Here is a 20,223-nt window from a genome sequence, read left to right as displayed (position 1 = left end):
TGGAAACAGATGAAAAAAGACAGTTTAACCTTTCAAGAAATCATTTTAACACTGCAAAAATATTGGTCTGATCAAGGCTGTATGTTAATGCAAGCGTATGATACAGAAAAAGGTGCCGGAACGATGAGCCCGTATACTTTTTTACGCGCAATAGGACCAGAACCATGGAATGCAGCTTATGTAGAACCTTCAAGAAGACCAGCTGATGGCCGTTACGGAGAAAACCCTAACCGTTTATTCCAACACCATCAATTCCAAGTTGTGATGAAGCCGTCACCTGAAAACATCCAAGAATTGTATTTGAAAAGTTTGAAATTATTAGGCATTAATCCGTTAGAACACGATATCCGTTTTGTAGAAGACAACTGGGAAAATCCTTCTATGGGGTGTGCCGGTTTAGGATGGGAAGTATGGTTAGACGGAATGGAAATCACTCAGTTCACTTATTTCCAACAAGTAGGCGGTTTGGAATGTAAACCTGTCACCAGTGAGATTACTTATGGTTTAGAACGCCTTGCTTCTTACATCCAAGAAGTGGATAGTGTATACGATATCGAATGGACAACAGGTGTAAAATATGGAGAGATCTTTATTCAACCAGAATACGAACATTCTCAATATGCTTTCAATCATAGCAACCAAGAAATGCTATTGAATTTCTTTGATGAGTATGAAAAAGAAGCCAAAAAACAAATTGAAGCAGGTTTGGTTCATCCAGCATACGATTACGTTCTAAAATGCAGCCACGCCTTCAATTTGCTGGATGCTAGAGGAGCAGTATCGGTTACCGAAAGAGCCGGCTACTTAGCGCGCATTCGTAATATGGCACGAGCAATCGCAAAAGCTTTTGTAAATGAACGCGAAAAACTAGGATTCCCATTATTAAAGAATGAAGAAATTCAATTGGAGGAGGCTGAATAATATGAGTCATAATGTATTGCTTGAAATCGGACTAGAAGAAATGCCCGCAAATGTAATCACTCAAAGTCGCATCCAATTGATGCAACGAATCGAAAAATTCTTGACTGAAAATCGTTTAGCTTTTGGTGAAGTCAAGTCATATGCTACTCCACGTCGCTTAGCTGTATTGATACATGAAGTTGTTGAAAAGCAAGAAGACGAAGAAGTAACCGCTAAAGGACCGGCAAAAAAAATCGCTTTAGATGAAAACGGAGATTGGTCCAAAGCTGCACAAGGATTCGTTCGAGGACAAGGCCTGACAACAGATGACATTTATTTAAAAGAAATCAAAGGTATCGAATACGTGCACGTGGATAAATTTATTCCTGGAAAAGCAGCTATGGACATTTTGGTGCATTTATCAGAAGTCATCACAGCTATGACATTCCCGGTCAGTATGCACTGGGCAGACTATTCATTAAAATACATCCGCCCGATTCATTGGATCGCTGCTTTAGCAGATGATCAAGTGATTCCGTTTAAAGTGTTGGATATCGAAACATCGAACACCAGCCGTGGTCACCGCTTCTTAGGAACCGATGTGGAATTTAAAGATGCATTAGATTATGAAGATGCACTTAAAAAAGAATTTGTCATTGCAAACAATGATGAAAGAAGTGCGCTGATTGTTGAACAAATTAATCAATTAGCAGTTGAACACCATTGGACTGTTCCGATGGATGAGGACCTTTTGGAAGAAGTAACCAATATTGTCGAATACCCGACAGCTTTTTATGGAACATTTGACGAAACTTACTTATCTTTACCAAATGAAGTGCTGATCACTTCTATGAAAGATCACCAACGCTATTTTTATGTGTTGGATGCAGAAAACAACTTGATGCCTTATTTCATTTCTGTTCGCAACGGAAATGCCGATCACATTGAGAACGTGGCTAAAGGAAATGAAAAAGTATTAGTCGCACGTTTGGATGACGCTAATTTCTTCTTTGAGGAAGATAAAAAATTGTCGATCGCTAGCTGTTTAGAAAAATTGAAATCTGTTACGTTCCATGAAAAAATAGGATCTATGTTCAGCAAAATGCAGCGTGTAGGATTATTTGCAGAAGTTATTGGTAAGCAAGTTGGGTTAACTGAACAAGAATTGACGGATTTAAATAGAGCAGCGGCTATCTATAAATTTGATTTAGTGACCAATATGGTAGATGAGTTCCCTGAATTGCAAGGAATTATGGGTGAGAAATATGCGGTGTTGTTTGGCGAAAACGCAGCAGTTGCCCAAGCAATCCGTGAACATTACCAACCGATCTCTAGTGAAGGAGAATTGCCTGTCAGCAACATTGGGGCAGTATTGGCTATTGCGGATAAATTAGATAGTGTGATGAGTTTGTTTGCTGCTGGAGTTATTCCAACAGGTTCAAATGATCCATTTGGTTTAAGAAGACAAGCTTACGGGATGATTCGTATTGTGGTAGATAAACAATGGACGTTCCCTGTTCGTACGATTTGGAACACGATTTTAACTCAATTAGAAGGAAGCACTTCATTGCTGTTAGAAGGATTCAAAAAAACGGATACAGAAGCACTTGTTTTTATCAAAGGAAGAGTGCGTCAATTGTTGAACGGTCTTCATTTGAGCCATGATGTCATTGATGCGGCATTGGATTCTACTCAAGATGACATCATTCAAATTATTGAAACAGCTCAAGTTTTAGCGAGCGAAAGTGCGAAAAAAGATTTCAAACCAACAATTGAAGCAATCTCCAGAGCATTGAATTTAGCCAGCAAAGCCAATGCAGAGGCTGTCATTAAACCGGAACGTTTTGAAACAACTTCTGAAAAGAACTTGTATGACAATGTTCTGTTGCTTAAAGACCGTTATGCCGAGTTGACGATCGCAGAAAAATACACAGCGTTAGCTGACTTAGCACCGATCATCAATGCTTTCTTTGATGAAAACATGGTCATGGCAGAAGATGCAGAGGTTAGAGACAACCGTTTGTCTATTCTTCACCGAATAGCGGACTTCACGTTATCTTTTGCCAGCTTAGATAAACTCGTGATAAAATAATGTTTCATTGTTACTCCATTAGGGATCTTCTTTCTTAGTGGAGTTCTTTTTTAAATGAAACAAGATTTTACACAGCATAGTGAGAAGGGGGGTTCTTTTGATGGAAGAATTAAAAATGAAACGGGTTTATGAAAAGTCAGCTCCTGATGACGGTTACCGTATTTTAGTGGATCGCATTTGGCCGAGGGGGGTAAAAAAAGCATACGCCGATATCGATGAATGGTGCAAAGAAATCACCCCCACGACTGAAGCCAGAAAAGCTTTTGGTCATGATCCTGACAAATTTGAGCCTTTCAAAATGCGATACCTTCAAGAACTAGAGGAGAATCCTCAGGCACCAGAATTTATTCAAAAAGTTCACGATTTACTTCGTCACCAGCCGGTAACGTTAGTGTATGCTGCAAAAAATGAAACATACAACCATGTAGTGATTTTGAAAGAATTCATTGAAAAAAAGGGATAGAAATAGGGGATACATTAGGGGGAAAACATGCTAAAACGCTTTTTTAATTATTATCGACCATACAAAAAATTGTTTACACTGGATTTTAGTTCAGCTGTAGTAGTCGCCGTATTGGAATTGGCTTTTCCATTAGTAGTCAGTGAAGTGACCGATACATTATTGCCTTCTGAAAATTGGCGTCTGATCGTTGCCTCGTCCATTGGTTTACTGCTTTTATATGTCATTACAACATTATTGCAGTATGTGGTCACTTATTATGGCCATAAATTAGGAACGAACATTGAAACAGATATGCGCAGAGATCTGTATTCTCATTTGCAACGGCAATCTTTTCGTTATTTCGACAACCGAGAGACCGGTCAGCTGATCACTCGATTGACTTCGGATCTATTTGAGATTGCTGAAGTAGCTCACCATGGTCCGGAAGATATTTTTATCACGATCTTTACCTTATCGGGTGCTTTTTACATGATGATGCAGATACATACGGATCTAGCAATCGCCACATTTATTTTAGTGCCATTTATCGCTATTGCATTAGCCTTTTTCAATAAAAAAATGACAAAAGTCAATACACGTATTTACAAGAATATGGGAGATTTTAGTGCCGGTATTGAGGCAGCTGTTGGAGGAATCCGTGTCGTTCAAGCTTTTGCAAATGAAGAATATGAAAGCAAACGCTTTGAAGGATTGAACCAGGCTTACCGACAATCGAAGCTGTTATTTTTTAAAATGCTGGGAATCAGCCACTCCTACAATTATTTATTGATTCGATTGATCAGTTTGTTTGCTTTGTTTTTTGGAGCTTATTATACAATCCAAGGAGAAATCAGTTACGGAGATTTTATCGGATTTATTTTATTGGCTAATGTATTTGTGCGTCCCATTGAAAAAGTCAATACGATGATAGAAAGCTACCCTAAAGGTATCGCTGGATTCAAGCGTTTTGCTGAAGAACTGGATCTGGAACCAGAGATCCACGACAAGCCTACTGCTGTTGAAACGTCTGGCTTAACGGGTAATGTTGAATATAAAGATGTGACTTTTAGTTATGAAGGGAATGCACCTGTTTTAGAGGCAATCGACTTGTCGATCCAAGCGGGTGAGACAGTAGCTTTTGTTGGTCCAAGTGGAGCAGGAAAGACAACGATCTGTAATCTCCTGCCTCGTTTTTACGAAATTGATTCCGGTAAAATCACCATCGATGGTTACGATATCCAAGAAGTGAAACTCCAATCCTTACGCGATCAAATCGGTGTCGTTCAGCAAGACGTATTCTTATTTCCAGGAACGATTCGTGAAAATATCCGTTATGGGAAACTAGATGCGACAGAAGAAGAAATACAACAGGCTGTTCAATTAGCTCATTTGGAAAAAGTCGTAGATAGTATGCCAGAAGGCTTAGACAGTATAGTGGGAGAGCGCGGAGTCAAACTTTCAGGAGGACAAAAGCAACGGTTGTCGATAGCGCGAATGTTTTTAAAAAATCCGCCTATTTTGATCCTTGATGAAGCGACTTCTGCATTAGATACGGAAACAGAGCAAGTGATTCAAGATTCACTGGAGTCATTAGCTAAAGGACGTACAACTTTGATTATTGCACACCGACTGGCAACTATTAAAAATGCTACTCGCATTGTGGTAGTGAATGAAGAGGGCATTGCAGAACAAGGAGACCATGACGAATTGATAAAATTAAATGGCGCCTACAAGAAATTGTATGACGCTCAATTTTCTTCATAGATTGGTGTTTAGAAAATAAAAGATTAGAACTCCCATTGTGATTTAGGGAGTTCTTTTTGTATAATGGAAGTATCAATTTAAAATGAACAAAGGGCGGATAATATGGATGCTAGTCAACGAAGAGAATCAATCATTGCAACATTAAAAAAAGAGCATACTCCTTTTAGTGCTTCCAAGTTGGCTAAACAATTTGGTGTCAGCAGACAAGTGGTTGTAGGTGATGTATCTTTATTACGTGCTGCGGGTGTGGACATTATTGCAACACCGAGAGGATATTTGCTCGACTCGGCAGCCAGGTCACAGAATCCCCATAAACAATTTATAGGGAAAATAGCCTGCCAACATACAGTGGACCAGACACAAGATGAATTGTATACAGTAGTGGACAATGGGGGAGAATTATTGGATGTGATCGTTGAGCATCCGATTTATGGCGAATTGGCTGGGAGATTAAATATCGCTTCACGGAAAGATGCAGACCGTTTTATGAGACGCATGTCGGAAACCGAAACAGGATTGCTTTCTGATCTAACGAATGGCATTCATTTGCATACCATCGCTTGTGAAGACCGAGAAACCTTTGAGAGCATCAAGCGCTTGTTACAAGAATTGAATATTGTATACCGCGGGTGATTTAGTATTGACATTTCAATCATAACTTATATAATTACCTTACAGGTGTCAAGACACATGTAAAAAAGTTGTATGAGGAGTATACACATGAAAACAAGAAAAAATATTTATCAATTGACATTATCTGCTATTTTAATTGCTATCGGGATTCTTATTCCCATGATCAGTCCTTTAAAACTGATTTTAGAACCAGCTTCATTCACATTAGCTAGTCACGTCCCGATTTTTATTGCGATGTTTATTTCACCTAGTGTAGCTGTTGCAGTGGCGCTTGGGACCACAGCAGGATTCTTTTTAGGAGGGTTTCCGATTGTGGTTACTTTAAGAGCCCTGACACATGTGATATTCGTGGCTATTGGATCGCAAATGCTGAAAAAAAGGCTCTCATTGATTCAGGAAAAGGGGCAATCTTTCTTATTTTCTTTCTTGATTGGAATCATCCATGCCGTAAGCGAAATCGCTGTCGTATCCTTGTTTTACTTTTCAGGGGGAATGACAGGCGGTTACTATGCTCAAGGGTTTATGACTTCAGTATTGCTGCTGGTAGGGGTAGGGACTGTCGTGCATAGTATGATCGACTTTTCCATTGCTCAAGTAATTTGGCTCGGATTGGAAAAAAGAACCAACGTTTCTAAAAAAATCTCTCACATTCAGTAGAATCAGTTAGGCTAAATAAACACAAATCAAAACAGTTGTCTCATAAGGACTACCCGAAGTGTTTTTTCTGTAGACACTTTGGTAGTTCAATTTGAGTTTTATCAGGTTTCATGCTACAATACATAATGTATTGTTGTGTATAATAATAGCTATGAAAAATTGAGTCGCACTTAATTATGGGTGCGACTCTTAGATACTTTTACTGTTTGTTTGACAAATAGATGTCTTGAATGGATCGAGGTGAATGATGTGGCAGTAAGAATTCCTGAAGAGACGATCAATGAGATTCGGCAAAAAACCAATATTACTGATGTGGTCAGTCAATACGTCCAATTAAAAAAGCAAGGAAAAAACTTATTTGGCTTTTGTCCATTTCATGAGGAACGAACACCTTCATTTTCAGTGACAGAAGAAAAGCAGATTTTCCATTGTTTTAGCTGTGGGCGAGGAGGAAATGTCTATTCTTTCTTAATGGAAGTAGATGGCTTATCTTTCCCGGAAGCAGTTGTCAAAACGGCTGAGTTGAGCAATATTCCTCTAGACGATGAATTGCTTCAACAACAAAGTCAGTATCATTCGGCTGGAGATTCAAAAAATGATCAACTCATTCAAATGCATGAAGAGAGTACAGAATTATTTCATCATATTTTATTAAATACTACAGCAGGTGAAGAAGCGTTAAACTATTTATTGGAACGTGGTCTAACCACTGAGACTATAGAAACCTTTAAGATCGGTTTTTTGCCAAAGGAACGAACGGTATTATTGCAGTATTTAAAAGGGAAAAATTATACAGATCAACAGTTGGAAGAATCCGGATTATTTATCACCCGTGAGAATGGCGACAAAATGGACCGTTTTTCCAATCGGATTTTATTTCCCGTTGAAAACCAGCAAGGGAAAGTGGTGGCTTTCTCAGGAAGGCTTTTTAAAGCTACGGAAAATCCTCATTTTACGGAACCTAAATATTTAAACAGTCCTGAAACAGCTTTATTCAACAAGCGCAGAGTATTGTTCAATTACAAGCGAGCCCGTTCTACGATTCGGAAAGAAAAAGAAGCGATTTTGTTTGAAGGTTTTATGGATGTTATTTCTGCTTATCAAGCAGGAGTCACCAATGCCATCGCTACAATGGGGACCAGTTTAACCAATGAACAGATCCATATGTTGGATCGGATCACGGATAAAATCATCATCGCTTATGATGGAGATAACGCTGGAATAGAAGCTACTAAACGAGCGGCAGTTCTCTTGAGTGAAGAAACTCATTTTGATGTGGAAATCATTAGTTTTCCAGAGGGATTGGATCCGGATGATTACATCAAGCAAAAAAGTTCTGAAGCCTTTGTGGAATTTATACGTCATGGGCGAGACACGTTGTTCAATTTTAAAATGCGGTATTATCGTCGTTCTCTTAATTTGAATAATGAGACCGAACGTTTAGGGTATATAGACAAGTTGTTAAAGGAACTATTGACGATTCCTTCAGCTATTGAGCGAGAAGTCTATTTAAAACAATTAGCTGAAGAATTCGATATCACTCTGGAGACACTTAAAGAACAGTTTCAACAAACTTTCTACACTTATCAAAGCAAAAAATCGCAGCACGCCCAATCGGAGCAACAGGACCCACCGCCAAGAAGGCAGCCTAATATCCCTTCGCAATTCCAAAAGCAGAGACGCATTATTGGGCCTGTGGAGCGCGCAGAACGATTATTGTTGAACCGGCTCCTTCATTTTGAAGCTGCCTGGGTCCAATTAAAAAGCGCAGCTGAGGACTTTCATTTCGTGCACGATGAGTATCAAATGTTATATGTGTTGTATGAAAGTTTTAAGGAACACACAGAAAACCAGGGAACTGTAGAAGCTTTTATGGACTTCGTCAAAGAACCTGAATTAAAAAATCAGTTAGTAGAACTGGAATTAATGTCTGTCAGTGATGAAATGAGTAATCAGGAAATCATTGATTGTGTAGACGTTATTACACGAAAATCTGAATTACACGATCAATTGAAAGAAAAACAGCAACAAATAAAAGAAGCTTCCCGACAAGGAAATCAAGACCAAATGCGCATATTGATGAAGGAAGTGGTCGATTTGTCTCGATTGTTGAAGAGCAAGTAGGTTGATTGAGTAAGGTTAGAGGATTTAAACCATTCAGTTGGAAAAGGGGAGGCATTTTTTGATGGCAGATAAACAAACTACAAGCAAACAAACGTATGAACAAGCTGTAAAAGCCTTGATCAAAGAGTACAAGATAAAAGGTACGATCAAATACGACGAATTATCCGATAAAATTGCAACACCTTATACGTTGGAAGCAAAAGACATGGATAAATTGATTCAACGTATTGAAGATGCAGGAATCGGTGTTGTCGGAGAAGATGGAAATCCTACTGAACGTCAATTGATCAAAGAGGAAGAAGAAGAAAAACCAGAAGATTTAACTGCTCCTCCCGGTGTGAAAATCAATGATCCTGTACGTATGTATTTGAAAGAAATCGGACGTGTGGATCTATTATCGGCTGATGAAGAAGTATCCTTGGCTAAGCGTATTGAAGAAGGAGACCCAGAGGCTAAACAAAGTTTGGCTGAAGCCAACTTGCGTTTGGTAGTTAGTATTGCAAAACGTTATGTAGGTCGTGGAATGCAATTCTTGGACTTGATTCAAGAAGGTAACATGGGCTTGATGAAAGCTGTTGAGAAGTTCGACTATACTAAAGGGTTTAAATTCTCTACGTATGCAACTTGGTGGATCAGACAAGCGATTACTCGCGCGATTGCTGACCAAGCCAGAACGATCCGTATCCCGGTTCATATGGTTGAAACCATCAACAAATTAGTGCGTATCCAACGACAATTATTGCAAGACTTAGGAAGAGATCCTACACCCGAAGAGATCGGTGCTGAAATGGACTTGCCGACTGAAAAAGTACGTGAAATCTTGAAAATTTCTCAAGAGCCTGTTTCGCTTGAAACACCAATTGGAGAAGAAGACGATTCTCACTTAGGCGATTTCATCGAAGACCACGATGCTACAAGTCCAGAAGACAATGCTTCTTATGAGTTATTGAAAGAACAATTGGAAGACGTATTAGATACTTTAACGGACCGTGAAGAAAATGTCTTGCGTCTGCGTTTTGGTTTAGATGATGGACGTACAAGAACATTGGAAGAAGTTGGTAAAGTATTTGGTGTGACCCGTGAACGGATCCGTCAAATCGAAGCGAAAGCTCTACGCAAACTTCGCCACCCAAGCAGATCGAAACAATTGAAAGATTTCTTGGAATAAAAGAATTAAACTTACAGACACTTGCCATTTGGGGAGTGTCTTTTTTTACGTTGTTGGTAGAGAAATTCCTTCCGGAATCGGGGTTGCTTGGTGAGAGTCATGGGAGCGCTTGGAGCCGCGGTCTCCAAGCTTGCAAGCTTTGTCATGGCTGTTGCTGCTTCAGCAGCTTTACAGACATGATACACTTGGGCGTATGCCCACAGCGCTTTCACATTGCATCTTAGACATGGCTACCAGCAACCCCGCTTCCTTCAGGAATTTCTAAGGATGAGTCTCTATGGGATTCTGTTTTCAAAGAAGTGTCATTATACTATCAGTCATGAATAAGTTATACTGTTTATGAACGTATGCGTCTTACCAAAGGGGCTGTTATGTTCAGTTCAAGGTATCAACTATAACACCTCGCGTTGGTTTAATAAGAAAATGAACAAGTCCTCCTGAATAAGAGATAAACAAAGCAAATTAGAAAAGCTTTCTTTCTCAAAATACGGGGAATGAAAATGAATAAGAATAGTGAAACCATCAAAAAACGTTTGTCCGAAAATGTAGAATTTAAACAAGTTTTTTGAAGAAGAACAGATAAAACTAGATTTAGCAGATCTTATGTTTGAGTTGAGAACGCAAACGGGTTTAAATCAGACAAACTTTGCAAAGAAGGTAAAAAATCACGTTCTACGATTGCTAGAATTGAAAGTGCTAGAGTGGAAACGTCACTTTCTACTATTGAAGATATAGCTCGTTCTTTGGATAAGAAAGTTGAAGTTAAAATTGTCGATAAAGGTAATGCATAAAATTTCAAAAGTAAACTAGTAGACATTTTTGCTCTTAAATGTTATTAAAATCATGAAGAATAAGAGTTCTTGATTTCACTATTAACATAATAAAAAACTCCTAGACTACTATTTTTGGTATTCTAGGAGTTTTGCTATATATAGTTATGTGAATGAGCTAAAATAATAGGAGAAAAGTTCAATGTTCTTGGAACAAAAAAAATATATATAAAGAAATGAGGAGACTTAATGAAAATAGTAGTACTTGCAGGGGGTATAAGCGAAGAAAGAAATGTCTCACTGTCTTCTGGCAGCCAAATAGCGAATGCTTTAATGAAAAAAGAGCATGAAGTATTGTTGATAGACCTAGCTCAAGATAATGAGGAAACTAGTGACTTTGATAGTGCTTATTCTTTAAATCATCAGGATGAATATTTATTTCAGGTATCTGAAGAAACGCCTAGTGTTTTTATGAAAAATACTCAAAAAGATACAGTGGGGAAAAATGTTCTCAACATCTGCAAAACAGCTGATATAGTTTTTATAGCTCTTCATGGTGGGATTGGTGAGAACGGTCAAATTCAAGCCTTATTTGATATTCATGGTATACGATATACTGGATCAGGATACAAGAGTAGTCTTCTCGCGATGGATAAAGTCATCTCGAAAGAACTGATGGCTTTTCATCATATTCCAACACCAAAATGGACAGTTATAAAAAAAATAAAGGATGCGAGCACGGTGACATTACCAGCAGTTGTGAAGCCAAACGATAGTGGATCGAGTATTGGAGTAGAGATTGTGTCTGATAAAAAAGAATTAAGCACGGCATTAAAATCAGCTTTTAACTATTCTCAAACTGTATTAGTAGAAGAAAGAATTATTGGTCGGGAGTTTTCGGTGGGAATCGTAGGGGAAAAAGCGTTGCCCGTTATAGAAGTGATACCTAAAGCTGGATTTTATGATTACAAAAATAAATACCAAGCCGGTTTTACAGAAGAAATTACGCCAGCACATTTAAATGAAGAATCAACAAAAACGATGCAAAAATTAGCTCTTCAAGTTCATCATCTTTTAGGACTAACGATCTATTCGAGAATTGATTTTATGATGGATGATAATGAAAATATCTATTTCATAGAAGCCAATTCACTTCCAGGCATGACACCTACCAGCTTGATTCCTCAAGAATCTGCAGCCGTGGGCATCAGCTATATAGATTTATGTGAAATGATTGTAAAAAATTCTTTAGCGAAATAGTTCTGTGTTTTTTGAAAGAAAATGAATGAAATAAATTGCTTATAGCATTCCCTTAGTGAGTTTGTATCTCAGTAAGGGAATGCTATTTTTTTAGAAATAATAACATGAATTATACAAAGTGCTCTATTTTATATGATACAATGATTAAAATAAGATGAATTTTGAATGATATAGAGATGCGGTATATGTCAGACTTAAATCGCAATTGCAGAAAGGAACTTAAACATGTTTACAAAAGAAGAAATCTATAAAGACATCCAAAAAATTATGAAGGAAGATTATGCGGGGTACATAGACAGCAAGCACCTAAATCATCCTGACCGATACACCATAACTAATGATATGAGTGATCAAGAATTTGAAGAAACCATTGAAGATTATTTATTGGATTTTAATGATGGTCATTTATGGTTTGGGGCTAGAAATACAGAAAGGCCTTATATCGGTTTTTCTGTAAGACGCTATAAGGATGCTTTGTACGTGACAAGTTCACCTGAAGAAAAGCGTCTTATGGAGAGGGATAAAATAACGCTGATTGATGGAATTAGTATCCCAGAACTAGCCATTACTTATGCAAAACGTTTAGAGGACAATGTACCTGAACGACAAAGATGGAATGCTGTTCTGACCAAAGCTACAACGATACAAGTTGAAAGAAATCATACATCATTTGTTGTAACTCTTGCTAGTTATGATAGACCACCTAGAGTACATGAATATTCTTTTAAACAAGTAGAACCAAATACTGCCTACATAAAACTCACGGATTTTGCACAAGAAGCTCCAATCCAAAAAATTATTCAAGACAATAAGGCAGCTTTGAAGACGAGCGAAAACTTGGTAATTGATGTCCGTGTGAATCATGGTGGAAATGACTTTTTTTATTTTTCTTTATTGGCTTATATGTTTGATAAAAAAGTAACCTTTACAGACTTGTTTGCAGAGGATGAAAACATGCTGACGAATTATACAGAACGAAATTATCAGCTATGGGTTCCAGAGCTAAAAGCCTATTTAATGCAAGAATTGGATGATGATACAAGAGATAGGGTAGAAGATGAAATAGAATTGTTTGAACAAAACAGACATAAAGGGTTAGTGGATGTTCCTGAAGATTCTGATGTCATAATTGAAGGGCGTTCGACTCCAGCAAACGTGTATGTCTTATCCGATTATTCTTGTGCCAGTTCAGGAGATACTTTTGTATCAAATGCTAAGAAATCTCCAAAGGTTACTGTTGTAGGGCGAGCGACTATGGGAATCATAGACTATATGAATGTGGTCACTGTAGATTACGGGGACTTTGAATTTGTTTATAGTATCTCCAAAATGAATCAAAAATATGCCACAAATGGGAGAGGAATTGCACCTGATATTTACATTCCATGGACACCGGAACATTTGACAGAAGATAAAGACTTGGCTTATGTACTTGAGTTGATTAAGAACAAAAATAAGGAAGTAGATGAAAATTGATGATTGATAATTTAGTGATTCGGCCAATTGAACAAAAAGATTTACCTCGCCTTTGGGAGCTGAGTTTTAAAGAAGAAGCGCCTGAATGGAAGAAATGGGACGCGCCTTATTACCCTCACCGTGCGATGGAATACGAAGAATTCTTACCGATGGGTGAAAAGTGGATGGGCCAAGATGATATGTGGGTTGTAGTACTGGAAGGAAACTTGATAGGAATCGTGATTTACTATTGGGAACACAAACCTTCTCTTTGGTTGGAAATGGGGATCATATTGTATTCTGGCAATCAGTGGGAAAAAGGCATCGGCACAGAAGTGATGCGTCGTTGGATAGATCGTTTGTTCGCGACCATGCCGCTAGTACGTGTCGGATACACTACTTGGTCTGGCAATAAACGCATGATTCGAGTAGGTGAAAAATTAGGCATGCAAATGGAAGCCCGAATACGTAAAGTCCGTTATTACGATGGAAAATATTACGACTCCATTCGCATGGGAATGTTAAGAGAAGAGTGGGAAGACTTGCTCGATACAAAATAATGGTGCCGGAAACAGCTGTGAGGAGGATTTTATGATTTTACATACAGATGTAAAGGGAAAAGGAGAACCCTTAGTGCTTTTCCATTCATTTGGCAATACTGGTTCTTCCATGTACGAAGAGGTGACACAGTTTTTTGTCGATAAAAACTATCAAGTCATACGCCCAGATTTAAGAGGTCATGGGGGATCAGAAGGAGAAATACAGCATTACTTTAGTTATGCTGCAGACGATGTGAAAGATACTCTAGATTCTTTTGGCATTGAAAAATGTCACATTGCAGGTGTTTCTTATGGTGGGATTGAAGTACTGTTGTTTGCGCAAAAGTATCCTGAATACGTGAAGTCACTAACGGTATCAGGTGTTTTTCCAATCAAACCAGAAGATTGGGACGAAAGTGAACAAGAAGAAGCTGACGGGCTAAAAAGTATCCGAGCCAATAAAGAAGTTGCTTTCGTATTAGATGAGATGCATGGCACTGGCGATTGGAGAAGACTATTTCAATCTGTGATTGATAATGAAGAGGCTTATCCATTTGATCAAATAAGAGATGTTTCAATTATAAGCGTCCCAATGTTGTGCATTTCTGGTGGTTCTTCTGAAAAAGAAATAGCTAACGCTCTAAATTTCAAGGAACTCAATCCTGAAATTCACATGTCGATCATTCCTTTTGCGGGGCATTTAGTTTCCGAAGACCAACCATTGATCTATTCACAGACACTTCATTGTTTTATTTGTGAAGTAGAGCGATTAGTGTCTCAAAACCATATTTACTAGGAGCTGCTGTACTGATGGATATCAAAATCAGAGTTAAAGACGATTCAACTATAACGGACGAAGAGTTACAAGATATTGAGATGTTGTTTAACAATGAATATACCGATAAGGACGACATTTGGGAAAGAGAGTCCCCATATGGTTTCTCTCCAGCAGATATGCGGATTATGGCTTATGAAAATAGCAAACTTGTTGGGCATATTGGTGCAGAAAAAAGATGGGTATCTGTTGGAGAAGGTAAAGTGAAAATTGCTGGTATCGGCGGGGTATTAGTGGATAAAGAGTATCGTAGTTTTGGAATAGCAACGCAACTAATGCACAGAATAATAGCGGATATGCAAAAGAATGAGTATGCTCATTTTGGGTACTTAGGTTGTAGGGAAGAAGTTGTCCAGTTCTATAGTTCATGCGGATTTGAAAGAATTGAACGGATTGAAACGGTGAAGAAAAACTTTTCCAATGAGGATATGACGAGAAGCGGTTTTCCTATTCTTATCTGCTCGATTACAAAAGATACGAGTGCATTTCCGACAGGGAATATTAACTTACATGGCACAGCATGGTAAGAATACAGATAAATGTTAGGATGCAAAAAAGATAAAGTGCTTAATTTTAATAAACCAAATATTCTGAAAACAAAAGTCTTAAGAGAAGTAAAGAGTTGAAATTTTCTGTGAGGAGGAATTTTTGTGAGTGTTAAAAGAGCGTCCTATTCTCTACTGATTACAGTATTACTGTTTGTAGGCATATTCGCTGTTTATCTAGAGAGTCCATTTAATCTAGGAATTTATTTTATGGGAATAGGAGTCTTGTGTTTGTTGATATTTTGTTCAATAACTCTAATCTTATTTGCAAAGAAAAATATCTTCATCAAATTAAACACCATTAGATTAGTAAGCTTATTGATTTTGACAGGTTACATATTCACTATTTTAATACTGGTATATATTTTTTGGATTTGGGCTGTTTTTATTGTGCCTTGGAGTTAGGAGGGAAATTAATTGTCAAAAAATATATTGTTAAAAGATGTCACTTTTCAGCACGACAAAATGACAGAGCCCATTTTTGATGGAATGAATATCAGTATCAATGAGGAGTGGAAGTTAGGGCTTCTCGGGAAAAATGGAAGCGGAAAAACAACTCTGCTGGACCTTTTACTAGGAAATTTGGATTACCGAGGAATTATTGAAACACCTTTGGAATTTACTTACTTCCCAAATTACCCAGAAAATGCAGGAAGTGAATTCACGATTGATCTATTGTTGAGCAGGAACCCAACTGTGGAGCAGTGGGAGATAGAAAAAGAGCTGCATGCTTTAGAATTATCCTATGACCTGTTGTATCAACCATTTGCTACTTTAAGTGGTGGAGAACAGGCGAAAATGATGTTACTGGAATTATTTTTAGATGAGCATAAATTTCCTTTGATTGATGAGCCGACCAATAACTTAGATTTGCATGGGCGAAATCTAGTTGCTCAATACCTAAATAAACAGAAAGGGTATATCGTCGTGAGTCATGATGAAGCCTTTCTGAATCAATTTGTAGACCATGTTTTGTCTATCAATAAACAAACGATCGAGTTGATTGCCGGAGATGTAGAAACATGGCGAACAGAGTTAACAAACGCAAATAATTTAGCTTTGGAAAGAAATGGCCAGCTGAAAAAAGAAATCACTCGCTTAAAAGACACTTCTAAACGGATGGCTGATTGGGGTAGCCAGAAAGAAAATGCGTCTAAAGATGCTTCTTCACGTAGATTAGCTGCTAAGCAAATGAAAAAATCAAAAGCGGTCCAAAAACGACGAGACAATAAAATAGACGAAAAATCTCAACTCATAGACAATGTTCAGAATATCAGGGAACTGGAAATGCATGTCTTGGTTCCTAAAAAGAGATTGATTACCATGAAAGATTTCTCAATTCTTCGGAATGGTGAACCTTTATTCCAGCCGATTAGTTTTGAACTTCTTCCAGGAGACCGATTATTCATAAAAGGGAACAATGGTGTTGGAAAATCGACGTTATTAGACTTTATATTGAACCCTTCAGATATGGCAACCGTTGGGACATATAAGATTCAGTTGCCTCCAAAAGTCTCTATTTTAGAACAGCGACTGTTAAGAAAAGAGGATTACTTTGGCTTTTTTGATGCATTAGACGGGACTCAACAAGAAGTATTGTGGAGAATTTTAAGTGAATTGGGATTGTCGAAATCCAAATTTAACGATTCTTCCAGTAAAGAGTGGAGCGAAGGTGAACTAAAGAAAATTAATATCGCTAAAAGTTTATTGATCCCTTCAGAAGTGTACGTCTGGGATGAAGGGACTAATTATTTAGATATAGATATTGTTTCTCAGTTGATTGATGCTATTCAGTTAAATGAGCCGACTATGTTGGCTGTAGACCATAATGAAAAGTTTGTTGAAGAAGCTGCTACAAAAGTACTCATTTTAGAAAAATGAATGGTTAATCAGAAAATAAAGTGATGATAAGGATGGGTTAGAAGAAACGTCAAGTATCCATTATTTTAGAGGAGAATAGTTTATGTTTATTCCGTATGAACCAAAATTTGGTGAAGAGATAGATAACTTATTAAAACAGGCTCCTTATTATTTGATTTGGGGAGAAAAAGCTTCCTTTACATTGCTAGCTCTAGAAGAAGATAGGATTGTGGGGGTGGGCAGTCTATGGAACAATTCAATTCATCCATATAGGGATTACATAAGTATTTATATCCATCCAGATTATCGAAAAAAAGGAATCGGGAAAGAACTTTTTGACCAGTTATTTCTTGCTTCAAATACTAAAAAGTTGCAAATAACCATTCAATCTACCGACCAACAAGCTTTAGATTTTTTAAATAAGTGTGGCTTTAAATTAGCTCGTAAGTGCTATACACCAGTACTAAAAGAGGCTAAACCTACTCATTCAGAAAATAATATGTTTATTCATGGAGAAATCGCCTCGTTTGGCATGGCATCTGAAGATAATCAAAAGGATACCTTAGAAATGCAGTTGAAAAACTATATCGATTTCCACCAAATGATTAATCCTTTGAGTGAAGAAATGACAATGACCAAGTGGAAAGAAATCATATTGGAAGACTTAAGTTTCACTCATTCTAAATTATTGATAGTAGATGGAGAAGTAATGGCTTATATCTTTTTCTACAACACAGAAAATAGTAATGAAATAGAAGTGGGGTACATTGGTGGGAAAGACATCCAGCAGATTGAAAGCTATCTGCCTTTTTACAAATGGACAATAGAGCAGATGATTGCTCAATACGAGATAATGAGCATTGAAGCTGATGATGTGGATCCCTATGCTTTTGCTGCATTGAATAATTTTCAGTATGATGCTAGTTTGTCATTGGATGCTTATATTTTGTAACTAAGCGGTGGTGTGACAATGATGAAGTAACGATTCATTATCCTACCACATATAACAGACTAACAGAACAACACGTTTTTAATATAGTTTCTATTAAAAATAAAGGATACATAAATAATTAAATTTAGAAAAGGAATGAGCTATTTGGACCGATCAGAAAAAGCTGTTTTTACGAATATGTGTATGATTCAGAATGATAAAGGACAAATATTGGTTCAAGATAGAAAAAGCTTGGATTGGCCTGGTTTGACTTTTCCTGGAGGACATGTTGAAAAAAATGAATCTTTTCACGATTCTGTTATCAGAGAAGTACAAGAAGAAACTGGTCTCATTATAAAAAATCCTATAATATGCGGTATTAAGCAGTTTCAAACGTATTCAGATGAAAGATATGTCGTACTATTCTATAGAACAGATACTTTTATAGGTGAACTAACCAGTTCAGATGAAGGGGAAGTTTTTTGGATAGATGAAAATGAATTGTTGAGTTCTCAAACAGCTACAGATTTTTTTGAAATGTATGAAATTTTTATAAATCCAAATCTATCAGAATTTTATTACGAATTCTATAACAACAATTGGGAAAAGAAGCTTTTATAATTTTTCACAAAAAATATAAATTAGAAAACTCAGTATATCAAGGAAATATAGCACTTAAATAAGAATATGAGGAATGAAATGAAAATAAGAACAGCCGTGATTGAAGACGCTAAGTAAATTGCGGTTGTATAGGTGGATGCTTGGAAAATGACCTATAAAAATTTGATTCTTGATGAGTTTTTAAATTAGATTACGTATATGAGCAGAATACAGATATGGAGAAATATCCTATCTACTGAAATTGTGTAGATTGCTGAAACTAATGATGAACAAAGTATTGGTTATTCAAATGGGGGAATTGAAAGAACAGGCAAATACCCATGATACCTCGTAGAATTATTCGGAATATTATACATTTTATAAGCATATTAGGAAAAAATGATTAGGACGAGAATTGTTTAAATCTGGCTTCATGGATCTATTAGAAAATGATATTCACTCTATGACGGTTGTAGTATTTGAAGGAAAGCATTCTCAATTATTCTATAAGGCGCTTGGAGAAGTCAATATAGATAAAGATGAGTTAGAAATATTTGAGGAAAATTTAAGGTAGTTCTTTATGGATGAAAAGAGACAAGAATATTAATATAAGCTTTGATGAGCTGCCGATTATGAAATGATCCCTACATTAGACTGGAGGTAAGCAATTTGAACAGAGTAAAATTATTATTACCAAGTATAGGGTATAAAGATGAAATTATGAACTATCGGAAAGAATTTATTGAGAATCAGGACAATCTTGATGGAACAAGCTATTTAATCAATCATGCAAACTTTGAAGAATGGCTTAGTTCGGTCAATAATATTTTTCAAAAAGACACTGTAAGGAAAGGTTCAGTATCTGCGACTACATTTATAGCCGTTTCTCAAGAAGGCAGTCTCATCGGTATGATGAGTATTAGACATCAGTTAAATGACTATTTATTTCATTTTGGTGGTCATATTGGTTATAGTGTTAGAAAATCAGAAAGACAAAAAGGTTTTGCTACTGAAATGTTAGCATTGGCTTTAATTGAATGTAAAAAGCTGAAAATCAATAGAGTACTGATCACATGTGACAAAGACAATCTAGCCTCAGCAAAGACTATTCTGAATAATGGCGGAATTTTAGAAAATGAATTACTTGAAGGAAAGAAAATCAAACAAAGGTATTGGATAAATTTGGACAATGATTAACTAGTTCTACCCCATACATATTTTAATATTCGGAGTGCCAAATTAATTCTGATAAAGTTCTATGACGTAAAAAAATATAAGGAGCAAAGTCCATTTATGAATAAGGCAATATTTTGGGACCTATTAGGTACTTTAGGCGGAAATAGTCATTCTTTACTAAATATTGACTTCAAGTTCTTTGATCAAGCTATACCCGCATTACAAAAAGCTGCTCAAAAAGATTTTTTAAATATCATCATTACGAATCAAAGTCATATTTCTCATGGACGAATGACGCTTGAAGAATATAATGGTTCCTTAAAGAAGCTAGTAAACGAATTAGAAGATCACAACATTAAGATAACTGAAGTGTATACCTGTCCACATGCCAAAATAGACAACTGCAACTGCAAGAAACCTCAGCCTTTATTTGTAAATGAAGCTGTTAAAAAACATGATTTAGACCGATGAG

General features: G+C 36.9%; 18 protein-coding genes and 1 pseudogene. All 19 read left to right on the top strand.

Annotated elements, in window-relative coordinates; all coding sequences use genetic code 11:
* Window positions 1–9 precede the first annotated feature (9 nt).
* A complete protein-coding gene (gene glyQ / locus ACEN4L_RS09565; RefSeq protein ID WP_407096779.1) occupies window positions 10–921 on the top strand; it encodes a glycine--tRNA ligase subunit alpha in 912 nt (303 codons plus the stop codon).
* 1 nt (window position 922) lies between these two features.
* Window positions 923–2,992, top strand: a complete 2,070-nt coding sequence (gene glyS / locus ACEN4L_RS09560; RefSeq protein WP_407096780.1) for a glycine--tRNA ligase subunit beta — start codon at window positions 923–925, stop codon at window positions 2,990–2,992.
* A gap of 100 nt (window positions 2,993–3,092) precedes the next feature.
* Window positions 3,093–3,455 carry a DUF488 domain-containing protein gene (locus ACEN4L_RS09555; RefSeq protein ID WP_407096781.1) on the top strand — a complete coding sequence of 121 codons (363 nt, stop codon included), beginning with the start codon at window positions 3,093–3,095 and terminating at the stop codon, window positions 3,453–3,455.
* Between the two features lie 27 nt (window positions 3,456–3,482).
* On the top strand, window positions 3,483–5,198 hold the full coding sequence (locus tag ACEN4L_RS09550; protein ID WP_407096782.1) for an ABC transporter ATP-binding protein: 1,716 nt from the start codon (window positions 3,483–3,485) through the stop codon (window positions 5,196–5,198).
* Window positions 5,199–5,300: 102 nt separating this feature from the next.
* A complete protein-coding gene (locus ACEN4L_RS09545; RefSeq protein WP_407096783.1) occupies window positions 5,301–5,831 on the top strand; it encodes a transcription repressor NadR in 531 nt (176 codons plus the stop codon).
* Between the two features lie 87 nt (window positions 5,832–5,918).
* On the top strand, window positions 5,919–6,488 hold the full coding sequence (locus tag ACEN4L_RS09540; protein ID WP_407096784.1) for a hypothetical protein: 570 nt from the start codon (window positions 5,919–5,921) through the stop codon (window positions 6,486–6,488).
* A gap of 249 nt (window positions 6,489–6,737) precedes the next feature.
* Window positions 6,738–8,612, top strand: a complete 1,875-nt coding sequence (dnaG, locus tag ACEN4L_RS09535) for a DNA primase (RefSeq protein ID WP_407096785.1) — start codon at window positions 6,738–6,740, stop codon at window positions 8,610–8,612.
* Window positions 8,613–8,673: 61 nt separating this feature from the next.
* Window positions 8,674–9,780 carry an RNA polymerase sigma factor RpoD gene (gene rpoD, locus ACEN4L_RS09530; RefSeq protein WP_407096786.1) on the top strand — a complete coding sequence of 369 codons (1,107 nt, stop codon included), beginning with the start codon at window positions 8,674–8,676 and terminating at the stop codon, window positions 9,778–9,780.
* 635 nt (window positions 9,781–10,415) lie between these two features.
* A pseudogene (locus ACEN4L_RS09525) lies at window positions 10,416–10,571 on the top strand (helix-turn-helix domain-containing protein); the annotation flags it as partial.
* A 228-nt stretch (window positions 10,572–10,799) separates the two neighbouring features.
* Window positions 10,800–11,810: a D-alanine--D-alanine ligase gene (locus ACEN4L_RS09520; RefSeq protein ID WP_407096787.1), complete on the top strand. Its 1,011-nt coding sequence runs from the start codon at window positions 10,800–10,802 to the stop codon at window positions 11,808–11,810.
* A gap of 225 nt (window positions 11,811–12,035) precedes the next feature.
* Window positions 12,036–13,286, top strand: a complete 1,251-nt coding sequence (locus ACEN4L_RS09515; protein WP_407096788.1) for a S41 family peptidase — start codon at window positions 12,036–12,038, stop codon at window positions 13,284–13,286.
* Window positions 13,286–13,825, top strand: a complete 540-nt coding sequence (locus tag ACEN4L_RS09510) for a GNAT family N-acetyltransferase (RefSeq protein WP_407096789.1) — start codon at window positions 13,286–13,288, stop codon at window positions 13,823–13,825. Before ACEN4L_RS09515 ends, ACEN4L_RS09510 begins: the two co-directional genes overlap by 1 nt.
* A gap of 31 nt (window positions 13,826–13,856) precedes the next feature.
* Complete coding sequence (locus tag ACEN4L_RS09505; RefSeq protein WP_407096790.1) at window positions 13,857–14,600, top strand: alpha/beta fold hydrolase; 744 nt, start codon at window positions 13,857–13,859, stop codon at window positions 14,598–14,600.
* 14 nt (window positions 14,601–14,614) lie between these two features.
* On the top strand, window positions 14,615–15,166 hold the full coding sequence (locus ACEN4L_RS09500; RefSeq protein WP_407096791.1) for a GNAT family N-acetyltransferase: 552 nt from the start codon (window positions 14,615–14,617) through the stop codon (window positions 15,164–15,166).
* 435 nt (window positions 15,167–15,601) lie between these two features.
* The gene (locus ACEN4L_RS09495) at window positions 15,602–17,065 is read left to right on the top strand and encodes an ATP-binding cassette domain-containing protein (RefSeq protein WP_407096792.1); all 1,464 of its coding nucleotides are present in this window, start codon (window positions 15,602–15,604) and stop codon (window positions 17,063–17,065) included.
* Window positions 17,066–17,147: 82 nt separating this feature from the next.
* Window positions 17,148–17,996: a GNAT family N-acetyltransferase gene (locus tag ACEN4L_RS09490; RefSeq protein ID WP_407096793.1), complete on the top strand. Its 849-nt coding sequence runs from the start codon at window positions 17,148–17,150 to the stop codon at window positions 17,994–17,996.
* Window positions 17,997–18,140: 144 nt separating this feature from the next.
* Window positions 18,141–18,596 carry an 8-oxo-dGTP diphosphatase gene (locus ACEN4L_RS09485; protein WP_407096794.1) on the top strand — a complete coding sequence of 152 codons (456 nt, stop codon included), beginning with the start codon at window positions 18,141–18,143 and terminating at the stop codon, window positions 18,594–18,596.
* A 648-nt stretch (window positions 18,597–19,244) separates the two neighbouring features.
* Entirely contained in the window at window positions 19,245–19,772 is a 528-nt protein-coding gene (locus tag ACEN4L_RS09480) for a GNAT family N-acetyltransferase (RefSeq protein WP_407096795.1), read from the top strand.
* Window positions 19,773–19,868: 96 nt separating this feature from the next.
* On the top strand, window positions 19,869–20,222 hold the full coding sequence (locus tag ACEN4L_RS09475; protein WP_407096796.1) for a hypothetical protein: 354 nt from the start codon (window positions 19,869–19,871) through the stop codon (window positions 20,220–20,222).
* Window position 20,223 lies beyond the last annotated feature (1 nt).

The organism is Desemzia sp. FAM 23988 (assembly GCF_045528365.1).
Classification (GTDB): domain Bacteria; phylum Bacillota; class Bacilli; order Lactobacillales; family Carnobacteriaceae; genus Desemzia.
The sequence above is the reverse complement of the archived record's forward strand: the minus strand, read 5'-3'. Positions and strand labels throughout refer to the sequence as shown.